Here is a 24,407-nt window from a genome sequence, read left to right on the forward strand (position 1 = left end):
CTTGCGCGCCCGTGGACCAACCAACGGTATCAGCCGTTGCGACGCGCCTGCGTTTCGGCGGGGCGCAGCTTCGCGGCCAGCTTGTCGAGCACGCCGTTCACGTACTTGTAGCCGTCGGAGCCGCCGAACGTCTTCGCGAGTTCGACGGCTTCGTTGATGATCACGCGGTACGGCGTTTCGACGTGGTGCGTGAGCTCGAACGTCGCGATCAGCAGCACCGCGCGTTCGACCGGCGACAGCTGATCGATCGGACGGTCCAGCGACGGCGCCAGCGCGTCGACGAGCGTCGCATGCTCGCGGATCACGCCGTGCAGGATCGCTTCCAGCAGTTCCTTGTCAGCCTTGTCGTAACCGAGCGCGCCGCGCAGTTGCGCGTCGATCTCGCCGGAGGGCGCGTTCGACAGCAGCCACTGGTACAGCCCCTGCGTCGCCAGCTCGCGCGATTGTCGGCGGGCGCTCTTCTTCATGCGCGCTCCTCTTCGTCGTCTTCGTCTTCCTCTTCGTCCTCGTCGTCGCCGAGCTGGTCGAGGGCCATCGTCAGGTTGGCCATCTCGACGGCGACGCGTGCGGCGTCACGACCCTTTTCGGTCATGCGCGCGACGGCCTGCTCGTCGGTTTCGGTCGTCAGGACCGCGTTCGCGATCGGCAGGTTGAAATCGAGACCGATGCGGGTGATGCCCGCGCCGCTCTCGTTCGACACGAGTTCGAAGTGGTAGGTCTCGCCGCGGATCACCGCGCCGAGCGCGATCAGCGCGTCGAACTGGCCACTTTCGGCGAGCTTCTGCAGCGCGAGCGGGATTTCCAGCGCGCCGGGCACCGACACGAGCAGCACGTCTTCACCGGTGACGCCGAGGCGCTCCAGTTCTTCGACGCACGCGTCGGCGAGGCCGTTGCACACGGGTTCGTTGAAGCGCGATTGCACGATGCCGATACGCAGGCCGTCGCCTTCGAGATTCGGTTGGTATTGTCCGATTTCCATGATCTGGTCCGTGGTGTGGATGAACGGTTGTAGGGCGAAAGCGCCGTGGCGGGTTACGCGTGGGACGCCGGGCAGGACGTGGCTTCGCCGCCGGGCATCGGGATGAAGCCCGTGACTTCGAGGCCGTAGCCGGACATGCTGCCCAGCTTGCGCGGATTCGACAGCACCTGCATCTTGCCGACGCCGACATCGCGCAGGATCTGCGCGCCGATGCCGAACGTCTTGAAATCGACCGGCCGGCGCTTGAGCGCAGCGGCCTTTTCTTCCTCGTCGAACGCCTTGAAGACGTCGATCAGGTGTTCCTTCGTGTCGCCGCAGTTGAGCAGCACGATCACGCCGAGGTCGCGTGCGGCGATCTCGCGCATCGCCGCGTCGAGCGTCCACGAGTGGGTCGACACGCCCGTCTCGAGCAGATCGAGCACCGACAGCGGCTCGTGCACGCGCGCCGGCGTGTCGACGTCGGGCGACGGCGTGCCGCGCACCAGCGCGATGTGCGGCGAGCCGCTCGGCTGGTCGCGGTACAGCACCGCGCGGAACGTGCCGTGCGCGGTCTGCATCGTGCGCTCGGCGATCCGCTCGATGATCGACTCGGTGCGGCTGCGGTACTGGATCAGATCGGCGATCGTGCCGATCTTCAGGTTGTGTTCCTTCGCGAATTCGATCAGGTCGGGCAGGCGCGCCATCGTGCCGTCGTCCTTGATCACCTCGCAGATCACCGCAGCCGGCGTGAGGCCCGCGAGCGCCGTGAAGTCGCAGCCGGCTTCGGTGTGGCCCGCGCGCACGAGCACGCCGCCCGGTTGCGCCATGATCGGGAACACGTGGCCCGGCTGCACGATGTGCTCGGGGCGCACGTCGTGCGCGACCGCCGTGGCGATCGTGTGCGCGCGGTCGGCGGCCGAGATGCCGGTCGTCACGCCTTCGGCCGCTTCGATGCTGACCGTGAACGCGGTGCCGTACTGCGTGCCGTTGCGGTAGGTCATCAGCGGCAGGTGCAACTGCTTGCAGCGTTCCTGCGTCAACGTCAGACAAATCAGGCCGCGGCCGTACTTGGCCATGAAGTTGATCGCTTCCGGCGTGACGAATTCGGCGGCGATCACGAGGTCGCCCTCGTTTTCGCGGTCTTCTTCGTCGACCAGGATCACCATCCGGCCGGCTTTCAGCTCGGCGATGATGTCGAGCGTGGAGGCGAGCGTCATAAGGGGGCGAGAAAGAGGAAAGTGCGTATTTTACGCCAGCCGGACGGCGTTTCGGCTGGCGCGGGCCGCGCGGGGCCGGCGAGCCTGCCGGAAAGCGGTGCGGCCGGCCCGTGAAGCAGGCCTGCCCGGACTGCCCCTGCCGCGCTGGCGGGCGGCCATGGGGCGCTCCGGGCCCGGCCGCGCGTCACGCGTGGTCGTTGCGGCCGCCGAGGTAGTCCAGCTTGCCGAGTTCGACGCCGCTGTGGCGCAGGATGTCGTACGCGGTCGTCACGTGGAAGAAGAAATTGGGCAGCACGAAGTTCAGCAGGTACGACTGGCCGGTGAACTCGATCGGGCCGACGCGCATCTTCAGCACGATCTGGCGCGCCTCGCTGCCGTCGATCTGCGCGGCATCGAAGCTTTTCAGATAGTCGATCGTCTTCTGGATGCGCGCATACAGTTCGTCGAAGGTTTGCTCGACATCCGGGTAGCTCGGGATCTCGGCGCCGGCGAGCCGCGCGGCGCAGCCCTTGGCCGTGTCGGTCGCGATGTAGACCTGGCGGACGAGCGGCAGCATGTCCGGATAAAGGCGTGCGCCGATGAACACCGACGGATCGATCTGCTTCTCGGCCGCATGCGCCTGCGCCTTGCCGAGGATGTGCTGCAGGTTGGTGAGACCGCGGATCAGGACGGGCAGCGAAGCCTGGTACATCGAGATGGACATGGGGACGACTCCAATGGGAAGAATGGCGGCCGCTACGCGGCGCGTCGTACGTGGCGGCATGGGAACCGCTGTCGACGCATCTTAGCGCGGCGGCATGACCCGTGCGCGTCGTTGGCCGTTCGGCCAGGTGTCGGCTTGCTGGACGGCCAACGAGCGAACGCGATCGCGACGCTGTCGCTTGGGATGGCCGACGGGGCGGCCCAGCACGAAGTAGGGCGGGAGCAACGCTCGGCGGAGCGATGGGGCTGCGGCGACGCCCGGACAATGCCGGGCCGAACCGTCAGCCGTCGTTACATATATGGGACCGAACTGCCCGATCAGTCCTGCTGGACGCCCTGCGCCGCCGACAGCATCCGCTCCACGTACCGCGCGATCATGTCGACTTCGAGGTTGACCTTGTCGCCGGTCTTCACGTGACGCAGCGTCGTGACTTCGACCGTATGCGGAATCAGGTTGATCGAGAATTCGCAGCCGTCCGCGCGATCGTCGACCGCATTGACGGTCAGGCTCACGCCGTTCACCGTGATCGAGCCCTTGTACGCGAGATAGCGGCCGAGCTCGCGCGGCGCGACGATTCGCAGTTCGTGCGACTCGCCGACCGGCGCGAAGCGCGTGACGGCGCCGAGGCCGTCCACATGGCCCGACACGATATGCCCGCCGAGGCGGTCGTGCGCGCGCAGCGCCTTCTCCAGGTTCACTTCGCCGGGCTGCGCGAGACCGACCGTCCGGTTCAGGCTTTCGCGCGACACGTCGACGTCGAACGTGGTGTCGGTCTTCTCGATCACCGTCATGCACGCACCCTGGATCGCGATGCTGTCGCCGAGCGCGACATCCGCCAGGTCGAGCCCGCCGGCCTGCACGGTCAGGCGCACGCCGGCTTCGGCCGACGTGCCGAGCGCGGCGATCGATTCGATGCGGCCGACGGCCGCGACAATTCCGGTAAACATCGTGACGATCCCGTTCAGTGAGAGGCGTCGGGCGGCGTGAGCCGCGCGAGGATCCGCAAGTCGTCGCCGATCCGCTCGAACCCGTGGAACGACAGCCGGGTGCGCGCATCGAGGCTGGCCGGCGCGGCGAGATCGAACATGCCGGCCGCGTCGGCGCCCAGCAGGCTCGGCGCCAGATAGACCAGCAATTCGTCGACGCACCGCTCGCGCAGCAGCGAACCGTTCAGCTTGTGGCCGGCCTCCACGTGCAGTTCGTTCGCGCCGCGCGCGCCGAGCGCGGCCAGCATCGCGGGCAGGTCGACCTTGCCGTGCGCATTCGCGAGCGGCACGATTTCCGCGCCGCGCGACCTCAGCACGTTCGCGCGGACTTCGCCGGCGGCGTCGAGCCGGCCGCAGAAAATCAGCAGCGGCGCGCCTTCGAGCAGCCGCGCGTCGAGCGGCAGGTCGAGGCGGCTGTCCACCAGGATGCGTTGCGGCTGACGCGGCGTGTCGATGCCGCGCACGGTCAGCAACGGATTGTCCTCGCGCACCGTGCCGATGCCGGTGAGGATCGCGCACGCGCGTGCGCGCCACGCGTGCCCGTCGAGGCGCGCGGCCTCGCCGGTGATCCACTGGCTTTCGCCGGACGGCAGCGCGGTGCGGCCGTCGAGCGACGCGGCGGTCTTCATCCGCACCCACGGGCGGCCGCGCGTCATCCGCGACACGAAGCCGATGTTCAGCTCGCCGGCCTCGTGCGCGAGCAGCCCGCAGCGCACGTCGATACCCGCGTCGCGCAGCATCCCGAGGCCGCGCCCCGACACCTGCGGGTTCGGGTCTTCCATCGCGGCGACGACTTTCGCGACGCGCGCGTCGATCAGCGCGTTCGCGCACGGCGGCGTGCGGCCGAAATGGCTGCACGGTTCGAGCGTCACGTAGACGGTCGAGCCCGCGACGTCGTAGCCGCGTGAGCGCGCGTCCTTCAGCGCCTGCACTTCCGCGTGATCCTGGCCGGCCGGCTGCGTGAAGCCTTCGCCGATCACGTCGCCGTCCTTGACGATCACGCAGCCGACGCGCGGATTCGGCGCGGTCGTGTACATGCCGTGCGCGGCGAGCGCGAGCGCGCGCTGCATGTGGGCGAAATCGGTATCCGAGAACATGCGCGCGGCCCCGGGTCAGGCGGCGAGTGCCGCGAACGCGCGGCGCGCGGCCGCGAGCGTCGCGTCGATCACCGCATCGTCGTGTGTGCTCGACACGAAGCCGGCTTCGTATGCGGACGGCGCGAAGTACACGCCCTCGTCGAGCATCAGGTGGAAGAAGCGGTTGAAGCGCGCGATGTCGCTCTTCGTGACTTCCGCGAAGCTGCCCGGCACGCGCTCGGCGAAGTACAGGCCGAACATCGCGCCGATCGAATCGGCCGCGAACGGTACGCCGGCCGCGCGCGCTTGCGCCGCGAGGCCGTCGGCGAGCCGCTTCGTCTGCGCGGTGAGCGCGTCGTAGAAACCCGGCGCCTGGATCAGTTGCAGCGTCTTCAGGCCCGCGGCGACCGCGATCGGGTTGCCCGACAGCGTGCCGGCCTGGTACACGCCGCCGAGCGGCGCGAGGTGGGCCATGATGTCGCGGCGGCCGCCGAACGCGGCGGCCGGCATCCCGCCGCCGATCACCTTGCCGAGGCAGGTGAGGTCGGCCGCGATGCCGTAGTACGCCTGCGCGCCGCCGAGCGCGACGCGGAACCCGCACATCACCTCGTCGAAGATCAGCACGGCGCCGTGCTTCGTGCACAGCGCGCGCAGCGCGCCCAGGAATTCGGGCGTGCCGCGTACGAGATTCATGTTGCCGGCGACCGGCTCGACGATCACCGCGGCGATCTCGTCGCCGAATGCGCCGAACGCTTCCTCGAGCGCGGCGACGTTGTTGTATGCGAGGACGGTCGTGTGCTTCGCGATGTCGGCGGGCACGCCGGCCGAGGTCGGGTTGCCGAACGTCAGCAGGCCCGAGCCGGCCTTGACGAGCAGGCTGTCCGCGTGGCCGTGGTAGCAGCCCTCGAACTTGACGATGCGGCTGCGGCCCGTGAAGCCGCGCGCGAGACGCAGCGCGCTCATCGTGGCCTCGGTGCCGCTCGACACCATCCGCACCTGCTCGATCGACGGCACGAGCTTGCAGATTTCCTCGGCGATCTCGATTTCCGCTTCGGTCGGCGCGCCGAACGAGAAGCCGTCGGCGAGCACGTTCTGCACGGCCGACAGCACTTCCGGATGGACGTGGCCGACGATCATCGGGCCCCACGAGCCGATGTAGTCGATGTACTGCTTGCCGTCGGCATCCCAGAAATACGGGCCTTGCGCGCGCGCGACGAAGCGCGGCGTGCCGCCGACCGACCGGAACGCGCGCACCGGCGAGTTGACGCCGCCCGGAATGGTCTTCTGGGCGCGTTCGAAGAGAAGCTGATTGTTGGACATGAGCGAAACCTGCGAGAGAAGGGCGCGGGGGCCGGTGCACGGGCCGCGGCGCCTGGGCGGAACGATCGTCCGATTGTACCGGAGACGCGCGCGGCAAGCCCGCCGGCCGGTCTGCGGCCTTTCGGCGCGCGGCATCGGCCGGCCGGAAAGGCGCGCGTGATGCGACCCGGTTTCCGCTTATCGCGGCGGCTTGCGCTTGCCGGTCAGTTCGGCCCAGCGCTTTTCGAGCGGGCCTTCGACCATCGGCTTGATCGACGTGCCGGAGCTCTGCGCATCCCAGGTCTGGACCGAATACGGATGGACGCGCAGCGCGTCGCGCGCGATCACGACGTCCTGATGCGCATCGACCAGCCAGTCGTACACGAAGTCGATGCACAGCCGGTAGCCGCGCTTCGTCGACGGATCGGGCACCTCGTACGGCGCGCGCGTCACGTAGCCGGAGCCGAACACGCCCTTCGGTTCCTTCGCGACGCGGTGCAGGAACACGCGGTCGCCCGGCAGGATGCCGCGCGCGAAGCCGCAGCCCCACACGTCATGCACGGCCTCGCCGGCCTTCACGCGCGCGGCGACGTCGGGCAGCTCGGGCCACGGCCATTTCTTGGGGCTCCAGATCAGCAGGAAAGCGGTCATCGGGTGGGTCGTACGTCGAATGGTCAGACGAGAGTGGCAAGCAGCAGCAAGCTTAATCGAATCGGCCCGCGCGTTTGTTCCGCGCATGACGAGCATGGGTGTTTCGCGGCGTGCCGCCGCACGCGGCCCAAGGCACGCAAAAAAGTTGCGCGTACAATCATGAGCCTGAACGCGTCGCTTGCGGCGCGGTTTCCCGTCTTCACCGCCACGCGCGCCCCGATGCGCGCGGGCTCCCATTCCGGATACCCATGTCTCACGTCGTCCGGCGCCGGCCCGATGCCCGGCTGATCCTGTTGCTCGGCGCGCTCGCGGCCTGCGGGCCGATCGCCACCGACATGTACCTGCCGAGCCTGCCGTCGATCGCCGACAGCTTCTCCGTCAGCGCCGGCGCCGCGCAGCGCACGCTGACGAGCTTCATGGCCGGCTTCTCGATCGGCATGCTGCTGTACGGCCCGCTGTCCGATACGTGGGGCCGCCGCCCCGTGTTGCTCGGCGGCATTGCGCTGTTCACGCTCGCGAGCATCGGCTGCTTCGTGTCGGGTTCGATCGACATGCTGATCGTCGTGCGTTTCCTGCAGGCGCTCGGCGCCGGCGCCGCGTCGGTGCTCGCGCGTGCGATCGCGCGCGACGCGCACGAGCCGAGCGATGCGGCGAAGGTGCTGTCGATGGTCGCGATCGTCACCGCGGTCGGGCCGCTGCTCGCGCCGCTGATCGGCGGCCAGATCCTGCGTTTCTCCGGGTGGCGCGGCGTGTTCGTCGTGCTGGCCGTGTTCGGCGCGATCTGTGCGACGACCGCGTACCTGCGCGTGCCCGAAACCTGGCCGAAGGAGCGGCGCAAGAGCGCGGCCGTGCTCGCGTCGTTCGCGTCGTACGGGCGCATCCTGTCCGACCCTGTCGCATGGGGGCACATGCTGTGCGGCGGGATGGCGTTCGCGTCGATGTTCTCGTACATCACCGCGACGCCGTTCGTGTACATCGAGTATTTCCACGTGTCGCCGCAGCACTACGGGCTACTGTTCGGCCTGAACGTCGTCGGGATCATGATCGGCAACTTCGCGAACACGCGGCTCGTCGGCCGCATCGGCTCGCTGCGCATCATCTCGGCCGCGTCGCTCGTGAGCTGCATCGCGTCGCTCGCGGTCGCGTTCGTCGCGCTGACGGGGTTGGGGGGGCTGTGGTCGATCGTCGTGTGCCTGTTCTTCGTCGTCGGCGTGGTCGGGATCCTGTCCGCGAACTGCACGACCGACCTGATGCACCGCTATCCGCACAACGCGGGCGCGTCGGCGGCAGTGTTCGGCGCGATGCAGCTGGCGCTCGGTGCGCTCGCGAGCGTCGCGATCGGCGCGCTCGCGGACGGCACGCCGTTCGCGATGGGCGTGACGATCGGCGTTACCGGCGTGTTGTGTTTCGTCGGGCGTTATCTGGTGCTGCGCTGGCACGGACGGCCGGTGAAGGCGGGTGCCTGAGCGGCGTGACGGAACTGACGGAGGGCGCGAGTATGTCGATGATGTTCGCCCAAGCGACAACCTGAGCGAACACCATGCCGATGTAACCCGGCCAGCGATGCGGGGCAAGCATTGGGTTATTTCCGTGTCCGCATCACTTGGACCGGTCTGACGAGCGATTGTCGAGTCGATAGCTGCGCTTCGGGTTGATCACGAATCGCCTGACTTCGGTCTCGAGTTCCTGGCTGTGATACAGATCCAGGCATTTCAAAAAATCAAACCTCACGCCCTTGATTTCGGACTCGACGACCGGATTGCGATAGTCGCGTGCAAGAAAACGATTGACCAGCGATTTGCCCGCGTCGGGGTTCCGTTCCAGATCGAAGTCGGTCCAATCCATTAGTGCACTGGCGCTGCTTCCCGCGTCCATCGCAGCGGACGGCTCATTCCGATAAGCGGTCGCGACGCATTCGGCGAGCACCATGTCCTTGTAGTTCCGGGCGTAGGTTCGGGCGCCGGCTTGTGGCGACGACGTATCCATGGCGTGGCTGGGTTGTGCCGCGAACATCAGGGCCCAGAACATCACACACCGGAGCAGTGGATTTTGTCTGATGGCAGACTCCAGAGGTATGCACAGATCCAACGCATCGCCTAAAAGATGAACCGGCTATGTGGCTAGGAGCAATCAGCGCGGTAGGCTTTCCAAGCGCTGATTGCTCCACTCTCCATCCAAAATAGCCTGATAGAGCATGCCTAGAGTCAGTGGTACTTTGTCATATTTTTCTCGGCGTTTTCTGGAGAAAGCCATCCGCGCCACTTCAATCAGGCTAAAGCCCTCTCCTGAGAAGTAGCGATTGAACTCAAAATCTCCAACTTGCACTGGAAATTTATCGAAGAAGCGCTCCATAAACTCGACCGCATCGTCGCCAGTGATATCCAAATCGCCCTCGACGGCATGATCTTTTGTGAGAATTTTTTGGGGACTAACACCGGTCTCCCTTCTCACAAAATCCTCAAACTCGTTCCACGTAAACTGGCTCATCAGAACACCTTGTCCTCAGGCTTAACAAGCGCGTTATAGCGCGACACGGAACGAATGCTGATCATCATGACATCCTTGGCAGCAATGACCCACCCAACGACAGGAACTGCGCGCCCAACGAAAACCCCCAATGTCTGCGCGTAGGTGCGGCCGAGTGTTTGCGGTGAAGACGGGCCCTTGTCTGCACGACTCGGGTTTGCCAATAGCATGAGCGCGCAAACATCGAGTACGGTAGCTTGTTGACGAGAGATCCATGACCGGTAACCCAAATACCGCATTTATTCCCGGTCGACATGTTTCCTTCCCGCGGGATTGAACCGGGGTTTCCAGATGACGTTCGATGTGCCGATAGGCAACTTTCCAGAGCAGGTTCCTTAATGTGCTTGCATCCAACTCAAAAGTCTCCGCCAGATTCCCTTTTGGCCGGGCGGCTCTTCGCGATTTTTATCGGAAGAAAGGTAGTCGAATATAAAATTCGAAATTCCTTCTATTGTAGGTGGGCAGTCTGGGTTGTTTATTGTTGGCATGTTGAAGTGTCGAAACACTGCTAACAAGAATAAGGAGATGTCGTCGTGATATATCTTAAAATCGTCAAGGACGTTCGTGTTTTTTGACACTTCGCTTCGGTCAATGAATGCAACTTCCCTGACGAAAATTTCAATCACCGTTTCAATTATTTCTTGTTTCGAGGGGCGTGTTTGAGATTTGGTTTCCATGTCTTGCATCATACGCGCACTTTCCTATGAGGGCTGCATCAATCACAGCCATGGCAATGGCACCCGCTCCGGAGGCTCGTCCAAGTACTCCAAATACACGAACCGTGCCGAACGCTTTCTTGGCGAAATTTGCAATCGGGCCGTGCGGCAATAATAACCTCGGGAAAAATCTAACTCCAATGTCGCTGACGATATTCGTGTACTTACTTGAATTTCCTATTACTGGGTGTCCAAGTATTGATTTTTTGATTGGGATTCCTCCCGCTGCGACTAGCAGCGTTGTTCCGGTTAGACCGTAATACTCTTTCGCGCATTTCCATAGATCTGCTCCGACGGATTCAGTTGACTTTCCCGGGTCGAGGGATGTTGAGGAATATAGTAATTCATAGCCGAGCTTGTTTTTGGAAGGGACTGCAATAATCCCGCTCGTGTTGGTGGGGAATCTGTTGAGTTCGAGTGACAGTTGCGATGTATTGGGTGTGAAATTGCTGTTGGTTGATCGATTTATTTCTTTTGTTGCAGAAATTATTTCAAAATTAAGTGACATATTTTTTGTTTGGAGATTGTCGTGTTTGAGCCAGTTGCGGTAAAGGAATCATTCCATGTGGCTTCGAGGATATCCGAATTTCGAGCCCTTCAGTCTCCCTGGCCAATTGGCGGAATATCGCCATGGCGCTGTATCCCTTGTCACCATTGGCGATGCAGCTCGAATTGCAAAGACGTGGCCTTGTTGCACAGTGTTAATTCGTCGATTCGCCCACAGCGGCACACCAACGCCAAGCGGCTCCCCAATGCAAAACACCCCGAACGCCGGGCCTGAATCCAGCGTTCGGGGTGTCGTTCACCGAGGCGTTTTTTTACCGCTGCATCAATCCCGCGCGACGTCCTTCGCCGCCGGCGAAGCCCCATGACTCAACCAGTCGAGCACGTCGGCCGTTTCGTCGTCGGTGGCGCGTGCCCGCGCCTGCGCGACGGCCTCCGGCAACTCGCCGTTGGTCGACGCGCGACGGATCGCGGCGCCGACCGCGAGGATGTCGATCATCAGCAGATGCAGGACCCGCGAGATCATCGACAACTGCGACTCGCGCATCCCGATGTGATCGGTTTCGAGCGTGACGGTCGCGCGCGAACGCGATTCTTGCGATGTCCTGGTCCGAATGCGAGAGAGCAGCGAAGAGCGACTACAGCGCATTCGTGAATGCTTGTTCAGATAGCGATTGCCATGCGAAGCCCGCGCGATGCGCGGTGGTTTGCAAAGCGCGGGTCAGCGAGCGCGTGAACGCGGGAGTGAGCGACAGAATACCGGCGATGTCACCATCGACCCCGGGGCGCATGACACCGACCAGGTGATGCGCGCGCGGTGCTTTTTGTTCGGTTGCTGCGTGCCGTATCCAGTTGTCGCCGGCAAGCGCCTGCAGGGTGTCTCGTGAAACGATCGGGGCGGGCGCGTGATGCTCCGAGATCAGCACGACTTGTGCCTGACTGTCCCACGCATAGCCGGGTGCGTCGAACAGGAGCTTCGCTGTGTCGACGGCATGTGTCGAAACGAGCACGGTGCGTGCAGTCCCGCGATGTACCGCGGCGCGTGCATGGGCCGCGAGGCCGGCAATATGCAACGGCTGCGACGTATCGTCGCTCGATGACAGTGCGATCGCTTGTTTAGCGGGCGGTACGACAGGAAAGGTCAGGGTCGCGACGGAGGTGAGTGCGCGGGCGAGTACGTCAGCGACGCCGGGCGGTACACCGGCGTCGACGGCGCGCGGTTCGACGTGCCAGCCAATCAGGATGACGTCGGCGGCTGGCGGCGGCAATGGGCCGAGTTGCCACTGCGAAAGGGTTGGCGTCTCGCAGACGAGAATCGTGGGGGCGCTCATTGCGTTTTTGCGTGAGGTAATGGCGTGAAGACAGCATCACCTCAGTCATAAATGGTGCCGCCTAGTGTGGCGCCCGCCTGATATCCGGCGTATCCGCCAATCACGCAGCCAGCCAAACCGCCGATTGCCGTGCCAAGCGGTGTTCCCAGGGAGCCGATCGACGCGCCCACAGGTCCTACAGTCTTGCAGCCGATCCACGCGAGCGCCCATCCAGCAGTGACCTCGGATGTACGACGAATGGGTCGACTGGCTACGACAACGGATGCGATGTCAAGCGCAACGCCGAAAATCGCAAGCACACGTCCAGCATGGCGAAAATATTTGGCCGAACGATACGCGACCGCTCCTAATTGCTTGATTGGCGTATGGTCGCTGATACCGAACGTTTCGTACGTGCCTCGTTGATTCCAATGATAATCGACCGTCTTCGTCTGGACGTTGTATCCGTAATCCAGACGGAGATGCTTGCACCCCGATACGTCCTGGAAAAAAAGCGTGGAGGTCGAGCCTCGCTTGGGCATGGCGCCTCGCGGCCGCAATTCTATGCACAGGCCTTGCGTGCCGGGTATTGGGATGCGGATGGCGCTCGCCATGCCTATCGAATAAGGGATGCTGCCGGATGCGGGGGCGTTGGGGTCGGACATCGCGGTGTTGATGGTTAATCGAGATACGTTCGGACCCATGACTTGCGTTGAGAATCGTGCACGGTGCAAAAGATGCTTCCGACCATACCTCGATTTTCGATCAAAGCGCTCTCCTTCAGTAATTCGCGTACCGACGTTACGGGCACGGCAGCCTTGTCACCATTGGCGATGCAGCTCGAATTGCAAAGACGTGGCCTTGTTGCACAGTGTTAATTCGTCGATTCGCCCACTGCGGCACACCAACGCCAAGCGGCTCCCCAATGCAAAACACCCCGAACGCCGGACCAGCCGTCCAGCGTTCGGGGTGTCGTTCACCCGTGACGTCTTTTTTACCGCTGCATCAATCCCGCGCGACGTCCTTCGCCGCCGGCGAAGCCCCATGACTCAACCAGTCGAGCACGTCGGCCGTTTCGTCGTCGGTGGCGCGTGCCCGTGCCTGCGCGACGGCCTCCGGCAGCTCGCCGTTGGTCGATGCGCGACGGATCGCGACGCCCACCGCGAGGATGTCGATCATCAGCAGATGCAGGATCCGCGAGATCATCGACAACTGCGACTCGCGCATCTCGATGTGGTCGGTCTCGAGCGCGACGGTCGCGCGCTTCGCGAGCGGCGTGTTGCTCGACGTGATCGCGATCACCTTCGCGCCGGCCTGCATCGCGACGTCGAGCACGCGCAGCAGCTCGGGTGCGCGTCCCGACTTCGACACCGCGACGATCACGTCGCCCTTGCCGAGCAGCGCGGCCGATGCGGCCTGCATGTACAGGTCGCCGTACGCGATCGTCGGAATCCCGAAGCGGAAGAACTTGTAGTGCGCGTCCTGCGCGACGATGTTCGAGTTGCCGAGCCCGTAGAACTCGATGCGCCGCGCGCCGTTCAGGATCTCGATCGCGTTCTCGACGTGCTCGAAATTCAGGTGCTCGCGCAGTTGCAGGATCGCGGACACCGTGTTGTCGAGCACCTTCGCGCCGAAGTCGGTGGCCGTATCGCCGAGGTGCACCTGGCTGTGGCTCATCGGGATCGTGCCGGTGAGGCCGGTCGCGAGCTTCAGCTTGAAATCCGACAGCCCCTGGCAGCCGAGCGAGCGGCAGAAGCGGATCACGGTCGGCTGGCTCACGTCGGCCTTGCGCGCGATGTCGACGATCGGATCGTTGATGATCGAGCGCGGATGGTTCAGCGCGAGATCGGCCACGCGGCGCTCGGCCGGCGTCAGCGCGTCGCGCATCTGGCGGATCCGCTCGAACACCGCCGACGACGCGCCGCCGGAACGGTTCGACAACTGCTCCGCGAGAATCGCTGACACACCGAGGAACGCCGGATATTCGGCGGTGATCAGGTACGTCGGGATGTTCTCGAGGTAGTGCGTGAAGCGGCCCTTCGCCTCGAAGCGCGCGCGGAACGACGAGCGCGTGAACAGTTCGCCCAGCTTCAGCGCGACGCCGCCGCCGATGTACACGCCGCCGAGCGCGCCGAGCGTGAGCGCGACGCTGCCCGCGAACGCGCCGAGAATCCCGCAGAAGCATTCGACCGTCTCGAGCGCGAGCGCATCGCCCGCATGCGCGCGCTCGACGATCTCGACCGTGTCGACGGATGCCGCGACGCGCTTCTTGTCGCGCGCGGCGAGCGCGCGATAGATGATCTCCATGCCGGGGCCCGCGCACACGCGCTCGAACGACACGTGCGGAAACTTCTTGCGCGCGTACTGCAGCACCAGATCCTCGCGCTCGTCCTGCGGCGCGAACGACGCGTGGCCGCCCTCGCTGCCGAGCGCGATCCAGCGGTCGTCCGCGGGGATCAGCCCCGACACGCCGAGCCCGGTGCCGGGCCCGAGCAGGCCGATCACGCTGTTCTGGCGCCGCGCGCCGCCGCCCACCTGCACGCGTTGCGCATCGGTCAGGCCCGGCAGCGCCATCGCGAGCGCGGTGAAATCGTTGACGACCAGCAGCGTGTCGAAGCCGAGCGCGCGGCGCGTCGCCTCGATCGAGAAGCTCCAGTCGTGGTTCGTCATCGTGACCTGGTCGCCGTCGACCGGGTTCGCGATCGCGATCGCCGCGTGGTTCACGCGGCTGATCTTCACGTCCTTCAGGTATTTGCGGATCGCATCGGTGATCGTCGGATAGTCGGCGCCGGGATACACGCGGATCTGCGTGATCTCGCCGGGGCCGGTTTCCAGCGCGAAGCGCGCGTTGGTGCCGCCGACGTCCGCGAGCAGGCGCGGGCCGTCGGCATGCTGACCCGCGACGACCGCCTTACTTTGCACACCAGTAGACATCGAGCTGGGTCCCCTTGTCGTTGGCCAGTTGGGAAATCGCGTTCTTCTGCAGCGACGCGGCCGCGGCGTCGAGCACGTCGCGTTTGCGCTCGCCCGCGATCAGCAGGAACAGCCGGTCGACGCGCTTGAGCGCATCGAGCGAATAGCTCACGCGTGCATGCGGCGCCGCGCCCGGATGCACGGCGACGAAGCGTTCCGGCGTCGTGATCGCGTGGTCCCATTCGGGTGCGTCGGCGAAGATCGACGCGGTGTGGCCGTCCTCGCCCATGCCGAGCACCGCGACGCTCGGCACGCGGTAGTCGGCGTTTGCGTTCAGCGCGGCGACGTGCGCGTCGAGCGTGCTGCGCGTGTCGACGAGCGGCAGGAAGCGGGCAGGGGCCGCCGCGTGCTGCAGCAGCGTGTCGCGCACGAGTTGCGCGTTGCTGGCCGCGTCGTCGTCCGGCACCCAGCGGTCGTCGACCAGCGTGACGTCGACGCCGGCCCAGTCGAGCGCCGCGTGCGACAGGGTGTGCAGGAACGGGCGCGGGCTGGTGCCGCCGGACACCGCGAGCAACGGGCGCGCGGGGTCGGCGAGCGCCGCGCGCAGCGCATCGCCGACGGCGCGCGCGAGCGCTTCGCTTTGCGCTTCCTGGGTGTCGAAAGCGTGGATCTCGATCACATCTCCTCCGGACTGCTTTGTCTGTTCAAATCGTACGAATCGTGGGGCACGTTGCCGCGTACGGTGGCGTACGCGGCAACGGTTTGCATCAGTTTTCTTCTTCGAGCCAGCAGGTGTCGTGCTGCGCGAGCATCGCGCTCGACGCGGCCGGCCCCCACGTGCCCGCCGCGTACGGCTTCGGCGGCTTCAGCGTGCGCGCCCATTCGTTCAGGATCGGCTCGACCCATTGCCATGCCGCTTCCTGTTCGTCGCGACGCACGAACAGCGCGAGCCGGCCGTTGATCACGTCGAGCAGCAGGCGCTGGTACGCCTCCATCTGCCCTTCCTTGAAGAACTGGTCGAACGCGAGGTCGAGGTGCACGCTCGCGAGGTTCATCCCTTCGCCCGGCTGCTTCGCGAGGCAGTACAGGCGGATCGTCTCGTTCGGCTGCAGCCGGATCACGAGGCGGTTCGAACCGGGGCGCAGCGCGGTCGGCCCGAGCGCCGAATGCGGCACCGGGCGGAAGTTGACGACGATCTCCGCGACGCGGTCGGCCAGCCGCTTGCCGGTGCGCAGGAAGAACGGCACGCCGGCCCAGCGCCAGTTCTCGATCTCGACCTTCAGCGCGACGAAGGTCTCGGTCTGGCTGTCGGGCTTCACGCCCGGCTCGGTCGCGTAGGCCGGCACCTGCGCGCCCTTGATCACGCCCGCATGATACTGGCCGCGCACGGCAACCTTGCCGATGTCGCGCGGATCGATCGGCTTCAGCGCGCGCAGCACGCGCAGCTTCTCGTCGCGCACCGAGTCGGAATCCATCGAGTGCGGCGGCTCCATCGCGACGATCGACAGCAACTGCAGCAAGTGGTTCTGCACCATGTCGCGCAGGGCGCCCGTATTGTCGTAGAAGTCGCCGCGCGCCTCGACGCCGAGTTCCTCCGCGATCGTGATCTGGATGCTCTCGACCCATTCGCGGCGCCACAGCGGCTCGAACAGCGCATTGCCGAAGCGCAGCGCGAGCAGGTTCTGTACCGGCTCCTTGCCGAGGTAGTGGTCGATCCGGTAGATCTGGCCTTCCGCGAAGATCTCGCCGACCGCGTCGTTGATCGCGTTCGACGATTTCAGGTCGTAGCCGAGCGGCTTCTCGAGCACGATGCGCGAGTCTTCGTTCAGGCCGACCGACGCGAGCGCCTTGCAGATCGGCACGAACAGCGACGGGCCCGTCGCGAGATAGAACACGCGGATGCCGGGCAGCGACGCCACCGCGTCGCGCAGCACGCCGTAGTCTTCCGCGCGGCCGAGATCGAGGTGCACGTAGTCGATGCGATCGAGGAAGGACTTCCACGCGGCGTCGTCGAACGCGTTGCCGGCCGCCTTCGCCGCATGCGGCTTCACGTGTGTGTCGACCCATTCGAGATAGGCTGCCCGATCCGATTCGTGTCGCGCCACGGCGACGATCCGGCCGCTCGCCGCCAGCATGTTCGCGCGGTGCGCTTCGAACAGCGCGGGCAGGATCTTGCGCATCGACAAATCGCCGGTGCCGCCGAAAAGTACGAAGGTAAAGCTGGAATCGGTATGCATGTGTCTCCGCCGTGTTGGGGTGCCCGGAAGCGATCCGTAGTGCGATAAAAATATTTTTGACACTGAATTGTAGTTTAACTACAATCCGCCGCAAGGGGTAGCACCTGGGCGAAGAAAAAAAGAAGTGCGGTCGATGAACTGCGCGAGCTTCGCCTTCGGGAGCGCCTTGTGCCGAATGTTATCGGACATTGGCGGTGCGCATCGTCGGCGCGCCGTCGGCCCCGGGCTCGCGTCGCATCATCGCGGCGGGCCAGAAACACAAAGAGGAGACACGCCGTTGAATCTCGATTCACGCTTTCTGTAAGAGCCCGGCCGGTCATCGGCCCCGTACGCTGCATGCGTCCCGCGGCTCGATTTCCCCGTCGTTATCAAGAAGCCGGTTCCTGGTCAGGGAACCTCACGAGTTGATTCAGTCTGGAGGAGATAAGTAATGAAAGTTCGCTCGATCATGGGCGCGCTCTGCGCCGCAGGCCTGATGGCTGGCGCCGTGGCGGCGCAGGCAGCCGAGAACGTAACCGTGCTGCACTGGTGGACCTCGGGCGGCGAGTCGAAGGCCGTCGGCGTGCTGAAGGACGACCTGCAGAAGCAGGGCTACGTGTGGAAGGACTTCGCGGTCGCGGGCGGCGCTGGCGCCGCGGCGATGACCGCGCTGAAGACCAAGGTGATCAGCGGCGATTCTCCGTCGGCCGCGCAGATCAAGGGCCCGCTGATCCAGGACTGGGCCGACCAGGGCGTGCTCGTCAACATCGATTCGGCTGCCGGCGACTGGAAGCAGAACCTGCCGCCGGAAATCGACAAGATCATCAAGTACAAGGGCCATACCGTCGCCGCGCCGTTCTCGGTGCACCGCGTCAACTGGCTGTACATCAACAAGGCCGCGCTCGACAAGGTCGGCGCGAAGGTGCCGACCACCTGGCCTGAATTCTTCGCGGTGGCCGACAAGCTGAAGGCCGCGGGCATCCAGCCGATCGCGATGGGCGGCCAGCCGTGGCAGGACCTGACGCTGTGGGAGGACGTCGTGCTGTCGCAGGGCCCGGCGTTCTACAAGAAGGCGCTGGTCGACCTCGACCAGGCGACGCTGACGTCGCCGCAGATGGTGTCGGTATTCGACACGGTGCGCAAGATCCAGGGCTACTTCGATACCGGCCGTAACGGCCGCGACTGGAACCTCGCGACCGCGATGGTCATCAACGGCAAGGCCGGCATGCAGTTCATGGGCGACTGGGCGAAGGGCGAGTTCGAGAACGCGGGCAAGAAGTCGGGCAAGGACTACATCTGCGCACCGGTGCCGGGCACGGCGAACGCGTACACGTTCAACGTCGATTCGTTCGTGTTCTTCCAGCAGAAGGGCGAGAAGAACGCGACGCCGGGCCAGCTCGCGCTCGCGAAGACGATCATGACGCCGGACTTCCAGGAGCAGTTCAGCCTGCTGAAGGGCTCGGTGCCGGTGCGTCTCGGCGTGAAGATGGACAAGTTCGACGACTGCGCGAAGAAGTCGTATGCCGACGAGCAGACCGCGATCAAGTCGGGCGGTTTCGTGCCGTCGCTCGCGCACGGCATGGCGCAAGGCGACGCGACCGCCGGCGCGATCACGGACGTCGTGACGAAGTTCATGAACTCGCAGCAGGATTCGAAGAGCGCGGTCGCCGCGCTCGCGAAGGCCGCGAAGGTCAAGTAACGCGCGCCAGGCGCCCGGCCGGACACGCTTCATCGGCCGGGCGTTTTTGCATGTGCAGCAAACGGGCTCGCCCGCGAGCCCGTGCCGTACCCGGCGCCGGCCAGGCCTGCGTCGCCCTCGTTCCAGGAGTCGAATCAAGTGGCTGCCCCTCTTAGCGGAAACGGATCCGGCGCTGCCGCCGCACGGCGTACGTCGCCGATGTCGGCCTTCGCCGATCGCTGGATCCCGAAGCTCGTGCTCGCGCCGAGCGTCGCGATCGCCGTCGTGTTCATCTACGGCTTCATCCTGATTACCGGCTATCTGTCGCTGACCAACTCGCGGCTGTTGCCCAACTACGAATTCGACGGCTTCGGCCGTTACACGGACCTGTTCCAGAACGACGTGTGGTGGACCTCCGCCGCGAACCTCGGCTGGTTCGGGATCCCGTTCATCGCGATCTGCGTCGCGCTCGGGCTGTTCCTCGCGATCCTGCTCGACCAGCGGATCCGCAACGAAGGCGCGCTGCGCGCGATCTTCCTGTACCCGATGGCGCTGTCGTTCATCGTCACGGGCACCGCGTGGCAGTGGATCCTGAACCCCGGCCTCGGCCTCGAGAAGGTGATGCACGACTGGGGCTGGACGAGCTTCTCGTTCGGCTGGCTCGACGATCCGGACAAGGCGATCTTCTGCGTGGTGATCGCGGCCGTGTGGCAGTCGACCGGCTTCGTGATGGCGCTGTTCCTCGCGGGGCTGCGCGGCGTCGACGGCGAGATCTTCAAGGCCGCGCAGGTCGACGGCGCGACGCTGCCGACCATCTACCGCAAGATCGTGATCCCGAGCATGCGCCCGGTGTTCTTCTCGGTGCTGCTGATCCTCTGCCACATCACGATCAAGACCTTCGACCTCGTCGTCGCGCTGACGGCGGGCGGCCCGGGCACGTCGTCGTCGCTGCCGGCCATGTTCATGTACACGTTTTCGTTCAACCGCGGCCAGCTCGGGCTCGGCGCGGCGTCCTCGGTGATGATGCTCGCGACCGTGGTCGCGGTGCTGGTGCCGCTGATGTATATGGAATCGAGGAGCACCCGCAATGCAGCCTAAGATGACGATCAGCCGGGCAGTGATCTATGCGGCACTGATCCTGTTCGCGCTGTATTTCCTGTTTCCGATCTACGTGATGCTGTCGACGTCGTTCAAGGACCTCGACCAGCTTCGTACCGGCAACCTGCTGACGCCGCCCACCACGTGGACCGTCGACCCGTGGGTCAAGGCATGGAGCGGCGCCTGCACCGGCGTGCGCTGCGACGGGATGAAGCCGTTCTTCCTGAACTCGCTGCAGATGGTGATCCCGGCCGTGCTGATCTCGTCGCTGATCGGCGCGTTCAACGGCTACGTGCTCACCCACTGGCGCTTTCGCGGTGCGGATGCGCTGTTCACGATGATGCTGGTCGGCTGCTTCATTCCGTTCCAGGTGATCCTGCTGCCGATGGCGCGCCTGCAGGGGATGCTCGGCCTCGCGAACACGATTCCGGGCCTCGTGTTTGTGCACGTGGTGTACGGGATCGCGTTCACGACGATGTTCTTCCGCAACTTCTACGTGAGCGTGCCGGCCGAACTCGTGAAGGCCGCGCGCATCGACGGCGCGGGCTTCTTCACGATCTTCACGAAGATCCTGCTGCCGGTGTCGCTGCCGATCTTCATGGTGTGCCTGATCTGGCAGTTCACGCAGATCTGGAACGACTTCCTGTTCGGGATCGTGTTCTCCGGCGTCGATTCGATGCCGATCACGGTCGCGCTGAACAACCTCGTCAACACGTCGACGGGCGTGAAGGAATACAACGTCGACATGGCCGGCGCGATCATCGCCGCGCTGCCGACGCTGCTCGTCTACATCGTCGCCGGCCGCTACTTCGTGCGCGGGCTGACGGCAGGCGCGGTGAAGGGGTAAGCGCGGCTTTTCCGATACGACGAACCGGCCGCGCACCCCGCGCGGCGCATCGAAACGAACCCGACGCGGCGCCGGCGTGCGCCGCGCGAGACGAGACAGAGGATTCACAGCATGGCAAGCCTTTCCATCCGTGACGTGTACAAGACCTACCCGAACGGGGTGCCGGTCCTGAAGGGTGTCGACATCGAGATCGAGGACGGACAGTTCCTGATCCTGGTCGGCGGCTCGGGCTGCGGGAAATCGACGCTGCTCAACATGATCGCCGGGCTCGAGACGGTCACGAGCGGCGAGATCTGCATCGACGGCAAGGTCGTCAACGACCTGTCGCCGAAGGATCGCGACATCGCGATGGTGTTCCAGTCGTACGCGCTGTATCCGTCGATGACGGTGCGCGAGAACATCTCGTTCGGGCTGAACATCCGCAAGGTGCCGAAGAGCGAGCAGCAGCAGATCGTCGATCGCGTGTCGGCGATGCTGCAGATCCAGCATTTGCTCGACCGCAAGCCGGGCCAGCTGTCGGGCGGCCAGCGCCAGCGCGTCGCGATGGGCCGCGCGCTTGCACGCGATCCGTCGCTGTTCCTGTTCGACGAACCGCTGTCGAACCTCGACGCGAAGCTGCGCATCGAGATGCGCGCGGAAATCAAGCTGCTGCACCAGCGTCTCGGCACGACGATCGTCTACGTGACGCACGACCAGATCGAGGCGATGACGCTCGGCGACCGGATCGCGGTGATGAAGGACGGCGTGGTCCAGCAGTTCGGCGCGCCGCAGGAGATCTACGATTCGCCGTCGAACCTGTTCGTCGCGGGCTTCATCGGCGCGCCGCCGATGAACTTCATCAACGGCCGCCTGGTCGAGCAGGGCAGCGGCATCGCGCTCGAGATCGACACGGGCCTCGCGCGCAGCGCGCTGAACCTGCCGTTCGACGCGGCGAAGCTGAAGTCGCACGTGGGCCGCGAGGTGATTCTCGGGTTGCGCCCGGAGCGCATCACCGACGCGCGCAACGCACATCACGGCGAGGCGTCGAAGCTGCAGCCGATCGACGTGCGCGTCGACGTGACCGAGCCGACCGGGCCGGACACGCACGTGTTCGCGCAGGTGAACGGCAAGCGGATCGTGAGCCGCGTGCATCCGGCCGCGAACCCGCAGCCGGGGCAGACGCAGTCGCTGCTGTTCGACGTGTCGAAGGCCGTGCTGTTCGATCCGGCGTCGGAAGAACGGATCGCGTGAGGCACTGGATGAGCTGAATGAAGAAGGGGCCGTTTCGAAACGGCCCCTTTCGTCTGTGCATGCCGGTGCCGCGTCAATGCGGCAACCGCACGTCGAACTTGAACGTCGCGAGCGGCGCGGCGAGGATGAAGCCGGTCGCGAGCAGCACGCTGTATGGAGGCAATCACGGGCTCGGCAATGACAAGAAGTACGAACCGATCGCATGCATGAGCGGCATGAACAGAAGGCACGCGAAGACGGCCGGAAAATAAAATCTCGAGCGGCGGACGGTGGAGAACAGGCCGGCCACGGCGACGACCAGACAAACGGTCGCGAGTGTACCGAACAGGTCGCTATCTGCGATTACCGAAAAGAACGCACGCATCCTTGCCTCGGCATTACTGATTGAATGCAGCGAAATTCCAGCGATACAGCTGGAATTGCTTTAGAAAGTCCTTCACTTCGGCGCCTGTGGTCTCGTTTCTGTAGTCCCACCCTTCCTCGCCGGGGGTGTAGTACCCGTTTTCGACGCTCATACCTGCATAACTGGCGCTTTGCGGATCTGCACGATTGTGGCCGAATATCCTCATGATCGTCGTGAATGGACGGACGATCACACCGCTCGAATTGCCCTGCATGATCGAAACGGACGATGGCGAGGTGTTTGTGACCGCGCGGAAGTGAAGTCGCGCAGTCGCTTTTTGCTCGGCGCGCCGGGGGCCGCTTCGATTGTCCCGACGCTCTCGCATGTGCTGCACCACGCGCGTTGTCCGACGAACGTGATCTTCCGGCGTTTGCCGTCGTCACCCACGATCGTTCCGCACTTACCGCCATCGAGTACGTAGCCGCCGCTATCCAGCGGATCGCCTTCAACGACCGCGTAAAAAATAGTCATGCCGCACCCGTTCGCGTTTGTCGGGCGAAACGTAGCACGGGGTTGTCGATTGCGAAAGGGAATTGTAAAAAACTGTGTCCGATCGATCGGGCGTTTTCGGATCACCGGCGTGCGGCGACGAGAGCCCGTTTCGACGGCCCCTCATGACTCAAACGATGCCCGGATTCAATGCGGCAACCGCACGTCGAACTTGAACGTCGCGAGCCGCGCGGCGAGGATGAAGCCGGTCGCGAGCAGCACGCTGTACACCGAGTCGAATTGCAGCCACACGAGCAGCAGGTAGAACCAGCAGCCGACGAACGCGCAGGTCGCGTACGGCCGCGAATCGCGCAGGATCAGCGGGATGTCGTTGCACAGCACGTCGCGGACGATCCCGCCGACCACGCCGGTAATCACGCCCATCATCACCGCGATGAAGCGCGGCATCTCGGCGTCGAGCGCGATCGACGTGCCCGAGATGCTGAAGATGCCGAGCCCGATCGCGTCGGCGATCAGCAGCAGCCGTTCGGCCGACAGCCGCGACAGCATCCGCAGCACGAACGGCGCGAACAGCGCGAGCACGAAGATCGCGATCACGTAGTCGTCGTGCACGACCCAGTAGAACGGCCGGCGCTCGAGCAGGATGTCGCGCAGCGTGCCGCCGCCGAAGGCGGTCGCGAGCGCGACGACGAACGTGCCGACCGAGTCGAGGCGGTTCTTGCGTGCCTCGATGAACCCCGAAATCGCGAATGCGAGCGTGGCGATCGCCTCCAGTACCGCGATCGCGAGCGTCAGCCTAGGATGCGGCACGCGGCCCCCGGTCGGCCGGCGTCGCATGCGGCTGCAGCAGCACGAGCACCGCGCCCGCGCCGCCGTCGTGGCCGCGCGCCTCGCAGAATGCGATCACTTCCTCCTTCTGCACGAGCCAGGCGCGCACCTTGCCCTTCAGCACGGGTTCCTTGCCGATCGAGCCGAGCCCCTTGCCGTGGATCACGCGCAGGCAGCGCAGCCCTTTCTTGCCGGCTTCGCGGATGAATTCGGCGAGCGCGTCGCGCGCTTCGTCGCGCCGCATGCCGTGCAGATCGATCTGCGCCTGCACGATCCACGCACCGCTCCTCAGCCTGCGCACGACGTCGCGGCTGATGCCGGGGCGGTGGTAATACAGCGAGTCGTCGCTGTCGAGCAGCGTCTCGGGATCGAACTCGTCGGACAGCGTCGCGTTCAGCACGGCTTGCTCGTCGCGCTGCGTCTGCTTCGGCACCGGGTCGGGCGGCGTGCGGCCCGACGACGCGCGCGGCGGCGCGTTCAGCGGCCGGATCGCGCCGATCTCGTTGCGGAACAGATTCGCGTCGGCTTCCGCCTTGCGCTCGGCCTTCTCGGTTTCGATGCGCGCGCGTTCGCGACGATCGGCTTCGCCTTGCAGCGACTTGCGCAGCGCGCCGAGGCCCGCGAGGCCCTGGCCGCGCAACGCGGCCGCGTCGAGGGCGGGCGGCGGCGCCTCGGGCGCCGGGGTCACGGGGCGGGCAGCGATCTTCCGCTTCGCGGGATCGCTCGGGTGGGGCTGGTTCTTCGCCATGATTCGGTAACGGGGCAGGCGCGTTCGGGCGCGCGGGCAGAAAAAAAGCC

25 protein-coding genes and 2 pseudogenes are annotated in these 24,407 nt (G+C 65.0%); 5 read left to right on the forward strand and 22 right to left on the reverse strand.

Annotated features, from left to right (window positions below; translation table 11 throughout):
* Nucleotides 1–29: 29 nt before the first annotated feature.
* The 8 genes from nusB to CFB52_RS04575 all read right to left on the reverse strand — a co-directional run bounded on the left by nusB (nt 30) and on the right by CFB52_RS04575 (nt 6,890).
* The gene (nusB, locus tag CFB52_RS04540) at nt 30–467 is read right to left on the reverse strand and encodes a transcription antitermination factor NusB (protein WP_059638876.1); all 438 of its coding nucleotides are present in this window, start codon (nt 465–467) and stop codon (nt 30–32) included.
* Complete coding sequence (ribH, locus tag CFB52_RS04545; protein ID WP_034206641.1) at nt 464–979, reverse strand: 6,7-dimethyl-8-ribityllumazine synthase; 516 nt, start codon at nt 977–979, stop codon at nt 464–466. The genes nusB and ribH overlap by 4 nt, the downstream gene beginning before the upstream one ends.
* A 53-nt stretch (nt 980–1,032) precedes the next feature.
* Complete coding sequence (gene ribBA / locus CFB52_RS04550) at nt 1,033–2,175, reverse strand: bifunctional 3,4-dihydroxy-2-butanone-4-phosphate synthase/GTP cyclohydrolase II (protein WP_059574141.1); 1,143 nt, start codon at nt 2,173–2,175, stop codon at nt 1,033–1,035.
* Between the two features lie 184 nt (nt 2,176–2,359).
* Nucleotides 2,360–2,878 (reverse strand): DUF1993 family protein, encoded by a 519-nt coding sequence (locus CFB52_RS04555; RefSeq protein ID WP_099316156.1) that lies wholly within the window; start codon nt 2,876–2,878, stop codon nt 2,360–2,362.
* A gap of 317 nt (nt 2,879–3,195) precedes the next feature.
* Nucleotides 3,196–3,825 (reverse strand): riboflavin synthase, encoded by a 630-nt coding sequence (locus CFB52_RS04560; protein WP_099316157.1) that lies wholly within the window; start codon nt 3,823–3,825, stop codon nt 3,196–3,198.
* Between the two features lie 14 nt (nt 3,826–3,839).
* Nucleotides 3,840–4,961 (reverse strand): bifunctional diaminohydroxyphosphoribosylaminopyrimidine deaminase/5-amino-6-(5-phosphoribosylamino)uracil reductase RibD, encoded by a 1,122-nt coding sequence (gene ribD, locus CFB52_RS04565; protein WP_099316158.1) that lies wholly within the window; start codon nt 4,959–4,961, stop codon nt 3,840–3,842.
* A 15-nt stretch (nt 4,962–4,976) separates the two neighbouring features.
* A complete protein-coding gene (gene hemL / locus CFB52_RS04570; protein ID WP_099316159.1) occupies nt 4,977–6,260 on the reverse strand; it encodes a glutamate-1-semialdehyde 2,1-aminomutase in 1,284 nt (427 codons plus the stop codon).
* 177 nt (nt 6,261–6,437) lie between these two features.
* Nucleotides 6,438–6,890, reverse strand: a complete 453-nt coding sequence (locus tag CFB52_RS04575; protein ID WP_034182952.1) for a hypothetical protein — start codon at nt 6,888–6,890, stop codon at nt 6,438–6,440.
* 248 nt (nt 6,891–7,138) lie between these two features.
* Here CFB52_RS04575 and CFB52_RS04585 point away from each other — a divergent pair, with 248 nt between their 5' ends.
* Nucleotides 7,139–8,356: a Bcr/CflA family multidrug efflux MFS transporter gene (locus tag CFB52_RS04585; RefSeq protein WP_059574136.1), complete on the forward strand. Its 1,218-nt coding sequence runs from the start codon at nt 7,139–7,141 to the stop codon at nt 8,354–8,356.
* Between the two features lie 133 nt (nt 8,357–8,489).
* On the opposite strand, the gene CFB52_RS04590 is transcribed toward CFB52_RS04585, so the two are convergent.
* The 10 genes and pseudogenes from CFB52_RS04590 to zwf all read right to left on the reverse strand — a co-directional run bounded on the left by CFB52_RS04590 (nt 8,490) and on the right by zwf (nt 17,096).
* Nucleotides 8,490–8,918, reverse strand: coding sequence for a type VI secretion system amidase immunity protein Tai4 (locus CFB52_RS04590; RefSeq protein WP_099316160.1), 429 nt, complete (start codon nt 8,916–8,918; stop codon nt 8,490–8,492).
* Nucleotides 8,919–9,020: 102 nt separating this feature from the next.
* A complete protein-coding gene (locus CFB52_RS04595; protein ID WP_060313018.1) occupies nt 9,021–9,377 on the reverse strand; it encodes a DUF1493 family protein in 357 nt (118 codons plus the stop codon).
* Nucleotides 9,377–9,514: pseudogene (locus CFB52_RS35365) on the reverse strand (STM2901 family protein); the annotation flags it as partial. The gene CFB52_RS04595 and the pseudogene CFB52_RS35365, both read right to left, overlap by 1 nt.
* A 532-nt stretch (nt 9,515–10,046) precedes the next feature.
* The gene (locus CFB52_RS34135) at nt 10,047–10,640 is read right to left on the reverse strand and encodes a hypothetical protein (protein WP_144029721.1); all 594 of its coding nucleotides are present in this window, start codon (nt 10,638–10,640) and stop codon (nt 10,047–10,049) included.
* A 321-nt stretch (nt 10,641–10,961) separates the two neighbouring features.
* Nucleotides 10,962–11,222, reverse strand: a pseudogene (locus CFB52_RS04605) (bifunctional transcriptional regulator/glucokinase); the annotation flags it as partial.
* 52 nt (nt 11,223–11,274) lie between these two features.
* Nucleotides 11,275–11,967 (reverse strand): hypothetical protein, encoded by a 693-nt coding sequence (locus CFB52_RS04610; RefSeq protein ID WP_144029722.1) that lies wholly within the window; start codon nt 11,965–11,967, stop codon nt 11,275–11,277.
* 41 nt (nt 11,968–12,008) lie between these two features.
* A complete protein-coding gene (locus CFB52_RS34140; RefSeq protein ID WP_144029723.1) occupies nt 12,009–12,650 on the reverse strand; it encodes a hypothetical protein in 642 nt (213 codons plus the stop codon).
* Between the two features lie 301 nt (nt 12,651–12,951).
* Nucleotides 12,952–14,880 (reverse strand): bifunctional transcriptional regulator/glucokinase, encoded by a 1,929-nt coding sequence (locus tag CFB52_RS04615; protein ID WP_059574132.1) that lies wholly within the window; start codon nt 14,878–14,880, stop codon nt 12,952–12,954.
* Nucleotides 14,858–15,538, reverse strand: a complete 681-nt coding sequence (pgl, locus tag CFB52_RS04620; RefSeq protein WP_099316163.1) for a 6-phosphogluconolactonase — start codon at nt 15,536–15,538, stop codon at nt 14,858–14,860. The genes CFB52_RS04615 and pgl overlap by 23 nt, the downstream gene beginning before the upstream one ends.
* An 88-nt stretch (nt 15,539–15,626) precedes the next feature.
* The gene (gene zwf, locus CFB52_RS04625) at nt 15,627–17,096 is read right to left on the reverse strand and encodes a glucose-6-phosphate dehydrogenase (protein WP_059638885.1); all 1,470 of its coding nucleotides are present in this window, start codon (nt 17,094–17,096) and stop codon (nt 15,627–15,629) included.
* 430 nt (nt 17,097–17,526) lie between these two features.
* Here zwf and CFB52_RS04630 point away from each other — a divergent pair, with 430 nt between their 5' ends.
* From CFB52_RS04630 to CFB52_RS04645, 4 genes are all read left to right on the forward strand, one after another.
* A complete protein-coding gene (locus CFB52_RS04630; protein ID WP_059574129.1) occupies nt 17,527–18,774 on the forward strand; it encodes an ABC transporter substrate-binding protein in 1,248 nt (415 codons plus the stop codon).
* Between the two features lie 138 nt (nt 18,775–18,912).
* Complete coding sequence (locus CFB52_RS04635) at nt 18,913–19,851, forward strand: carbohydrate ABC transporter permease (protein ID WP_059499909.1); 939 nt, start codon at nt 18,913–18,915, stop codon at nt 19,849–19,851.
* Entirely contained in the window at nt 19,841–20,698 is an 858-nt protein-coding gene (locus CFB52_RS04640; RefSeq protein ID WP_011544828.1) for a carbohydrate ABC transporter permease, read from the forward strand. The genes CFB52_RS04635 and CFB52_RS04640 overlap by 11 nt, the downstream gene beginning before the upstream one ends.
* Before the next feature lie 111 nt (nt 20,699–20,809).
* On the forward strand, nt 20,810–21,928 hold the full coding sequence (locus tag CFB52_RS04645) for an ABC transporter ATP-binding protein (RefSeq protein ID WP_060313032.1): 1,119 nt from the start codon (nt 20,810–20,812) through the stop codon (nt 21,926–21,928).
* A 163-nt stretch (nt 21,929–22,091) separates the two neighbouring features.
* On the opposite strand, the gene CFB52_RS04655 is transcribed toward CFB52_RS04645, so the two are convergent.
* The 4 genes from CFB52_RS04655 to CFB52_RS04665 form a co-directional block, all read right to left on the reverse strand.
* Nucleotides 22,092–22,292 (reverse strand): hypothetical protein, encoded by a 201-nt coding sequence (locus CFB52_RS04655; RefSeq protein ID WP_060965688.1) that lies wholly within the window; start codon nt 22,290–22,292, stop codon nt 22,092–22,094.
* Between the two features lie 13 nt (nt 22,293–22,305).
* Nucleotides 22,306–22,668, reverse strand: a complete 363-nt coding sequence (locus CFB52_RS34145; protein WP_144029724.1) for a hypothetical protein — start codon at nt 22,666–22,668, stop codon at nt 22,306–22,308.
* Between the two features lie 299 nt (nt 22,669–22,967).
* A complete protein-coding gene (locus CFB52_RS04660) occupies nt 22,968–23,618 on the reverse strand; it encodes a trimeric intracellular cation channel family protein (protein ID WP_059574124.1) in 651 nt (216 codons plus the stop codon).
* Nucleotides 23,578–24,357 carry a Smr/MutS family protein gene (locus CFB52_RS04665; RefSeq protein ID WP_059574123.1) on the reverse strand — a complete coding sequence of 260 codons (780 nt, stop codon included), beginning with the start codon at nt 24,355–24,357 and terminating at the stop codon, nt 23,578–23,580. Before CFB52_RS04665 ends, CFB52_RS04660 begins: the two co-directional genes overlap by 41 nt.
* Nucleotides 24,358–24,407 lie beyond the last annotated feature (50 nt).

Origin of the sequence: Burkholderia sp. AU18528, from assembly GCF_002223215.2 — a bacterium.
In the GTDB taxonomy this organism is placed as follows: Bacteria; Pseudomonadota; Gammaproteobacteria; order Burkholderiales; family Burkholderiaceae; genus Burkholderia; species Burkholderia semiarida.

Excerpts from the sequence above, each read along its gene's own strand:
- CFB52_RS04595 (WP_060313018.1), bottom strand. The coding sequence starts at position 9,377 with ATGAGCCAGTTTACGTGGAACGAGTTTGAGGATTTTGTGAGAAGGGAG.
- CFB52_RS04640 (WP_011544828.1), top strand. The coding sequence starts at position 19,841 with ATGCAGCCTAAGATGACGATCAGCCGGGCAGTGATCTATGCGGCACTG.
- CFB52_RS04655 (WP_060965688.1), bottom strand. The coding sequence starts at position 22,292 with ATGCGTGCGTTCTTTTCGGTAATCGCAGATAGCGACCTGTTCGGTACA.
- nusB (WP_059638876.1), bottom strand. The coding sequence starts at position 467 with ATGAAGAAGAGCGCCCGCCGACAATCGCGCGAGCTGGCGACGCAGGGG.
- CFB52_RS34140 (WP_144029723.1), bottom strand. The coding sequence starts at position 12,650 with ATGGGTCCGAACGTATCTCGATTAACCATCAACACCGCGATGTCCGAC.
- CFB52_RS04645 (WP_060313032.1), top strand. The coding sequence starts at position 20,810 with ATGGCAAGCCTTTCCATCCGTGACGTGTACAAGACCTACCCGAACGGG.
- ribD (WP_099316158.1), bottom strand. The coding sequence starts at position 4,961 with ATGTTCTCGGATACCGATTTCGCCCACATGCAGCGCGCGCTCGCGCTC.
- CFB52_RS04555 (WP_099316156.1), bottom strand. The coding sequence starts at position 2,878 with ATGTCCATCTCGATGTACCAGGCTTCGCTGCCCGTCCTGATCCGCGGT.
- CFB52_RS04575 (WP_034182952.1), bottom strand. The coding sequence starts at position 6,890 with ATGACCGCTTTCCTGCTGATCTGGAGCCCCAAGAAATGGCCGTGGCCC.
- CFB52_RS04630 (WP_059574129.1), top strand. The coding sequence starts at position 17,527 with ATGAAAGTTCGCTCGATCATGGGCGCGCTCTGCGCCGCAGGCCTGATG.
- CFB52_RS04610 (WP_144029722.1), bottom strand. The coding sequence starts at position 11,967 with ATGAGCGCCCCCACGATTCTCGTCTGCGAGACGCCAACCCTTTCGCAG.
- CFB52_RS04590 (WP_099316160.1), bottom strand. The coding sequence starts at position 8,918 with ATGTTCTGGGCCCTGATGTTCGCGGCACAACCCAGCCACGCCATGGAT.
- ribBA (WP_059574141.1), bottom strand. The coding sequence starts at position 2,175 with ATGACGCTCGCCTCCACGCTCGACATCATCGCCGAGCTGAAAGCCGGC.
- CFB52_RS34135 (WP_144029721.1), bottom strand. The coding sequence starts at position 10,640 with ATGTCACTTAATTTTGAAATAATTTCTGCAACAAAAGAAATAAATCGA.
- CFB52_RS04665 (WP_059574123.1), bottom strand. The coding sequence starts at position 24,357 with ATGGCGAAGAACCAGCCCCACCCGAGCGATCCCGCGAAGCGGAAGATC.
- CFB52_RS04560 (WP_099316157.1), bottom strand. The coding sequence starts at position 3,825 with ATGTTTACCGGAATTGTCGCGGCCGTCGGCCGCATCGAATCGATCGCC.
- CFB52_RS04615 (WP_059574132.1), bottom strand. The coding sequence starts at position 14,880 with ATGTCTACTGGTGTGCAAAGTAAGGCGGTCGTCGCGGGTCAGCATGCC.
- CFB52_RS04660 (WP_059574124.1), bottom strand. The coding sequence starts at position 23,618 with ATGCGACGCCGGCCGACCGGGGGCCGCGTGCCGCATCCTAGGCTGACG.
- ribH (WP_034206641.1), bottom strand. The coding sequence starts at position 979 with ATGGAAATCGGACAATACCAACCGAATCTCGAAGGCGACGGCCTGCGT.
- hemL (WP_099316159.1), bottom strand. The coding sequence starts at position 6,260 with ATGTCCAACAATCAGCTTCTCTTCGAACGCGCCCAGAAGACCATTCCG.
- zwf (WP_059638885.1), bottom strand. The coding sequence starts at position 17,096 with ATGCATACCGATTCCAGCTTTACCTTCGTACTTTTCGGCGGCACCGGC.
- CFB52_RS04585 (WP_059574136.1), top strand. The coding sequence starts at position 7,139 with ATGTCTCACGTCGTCCGGCGCCGGCCCGATGCCCGGCTGATCCTGTTG.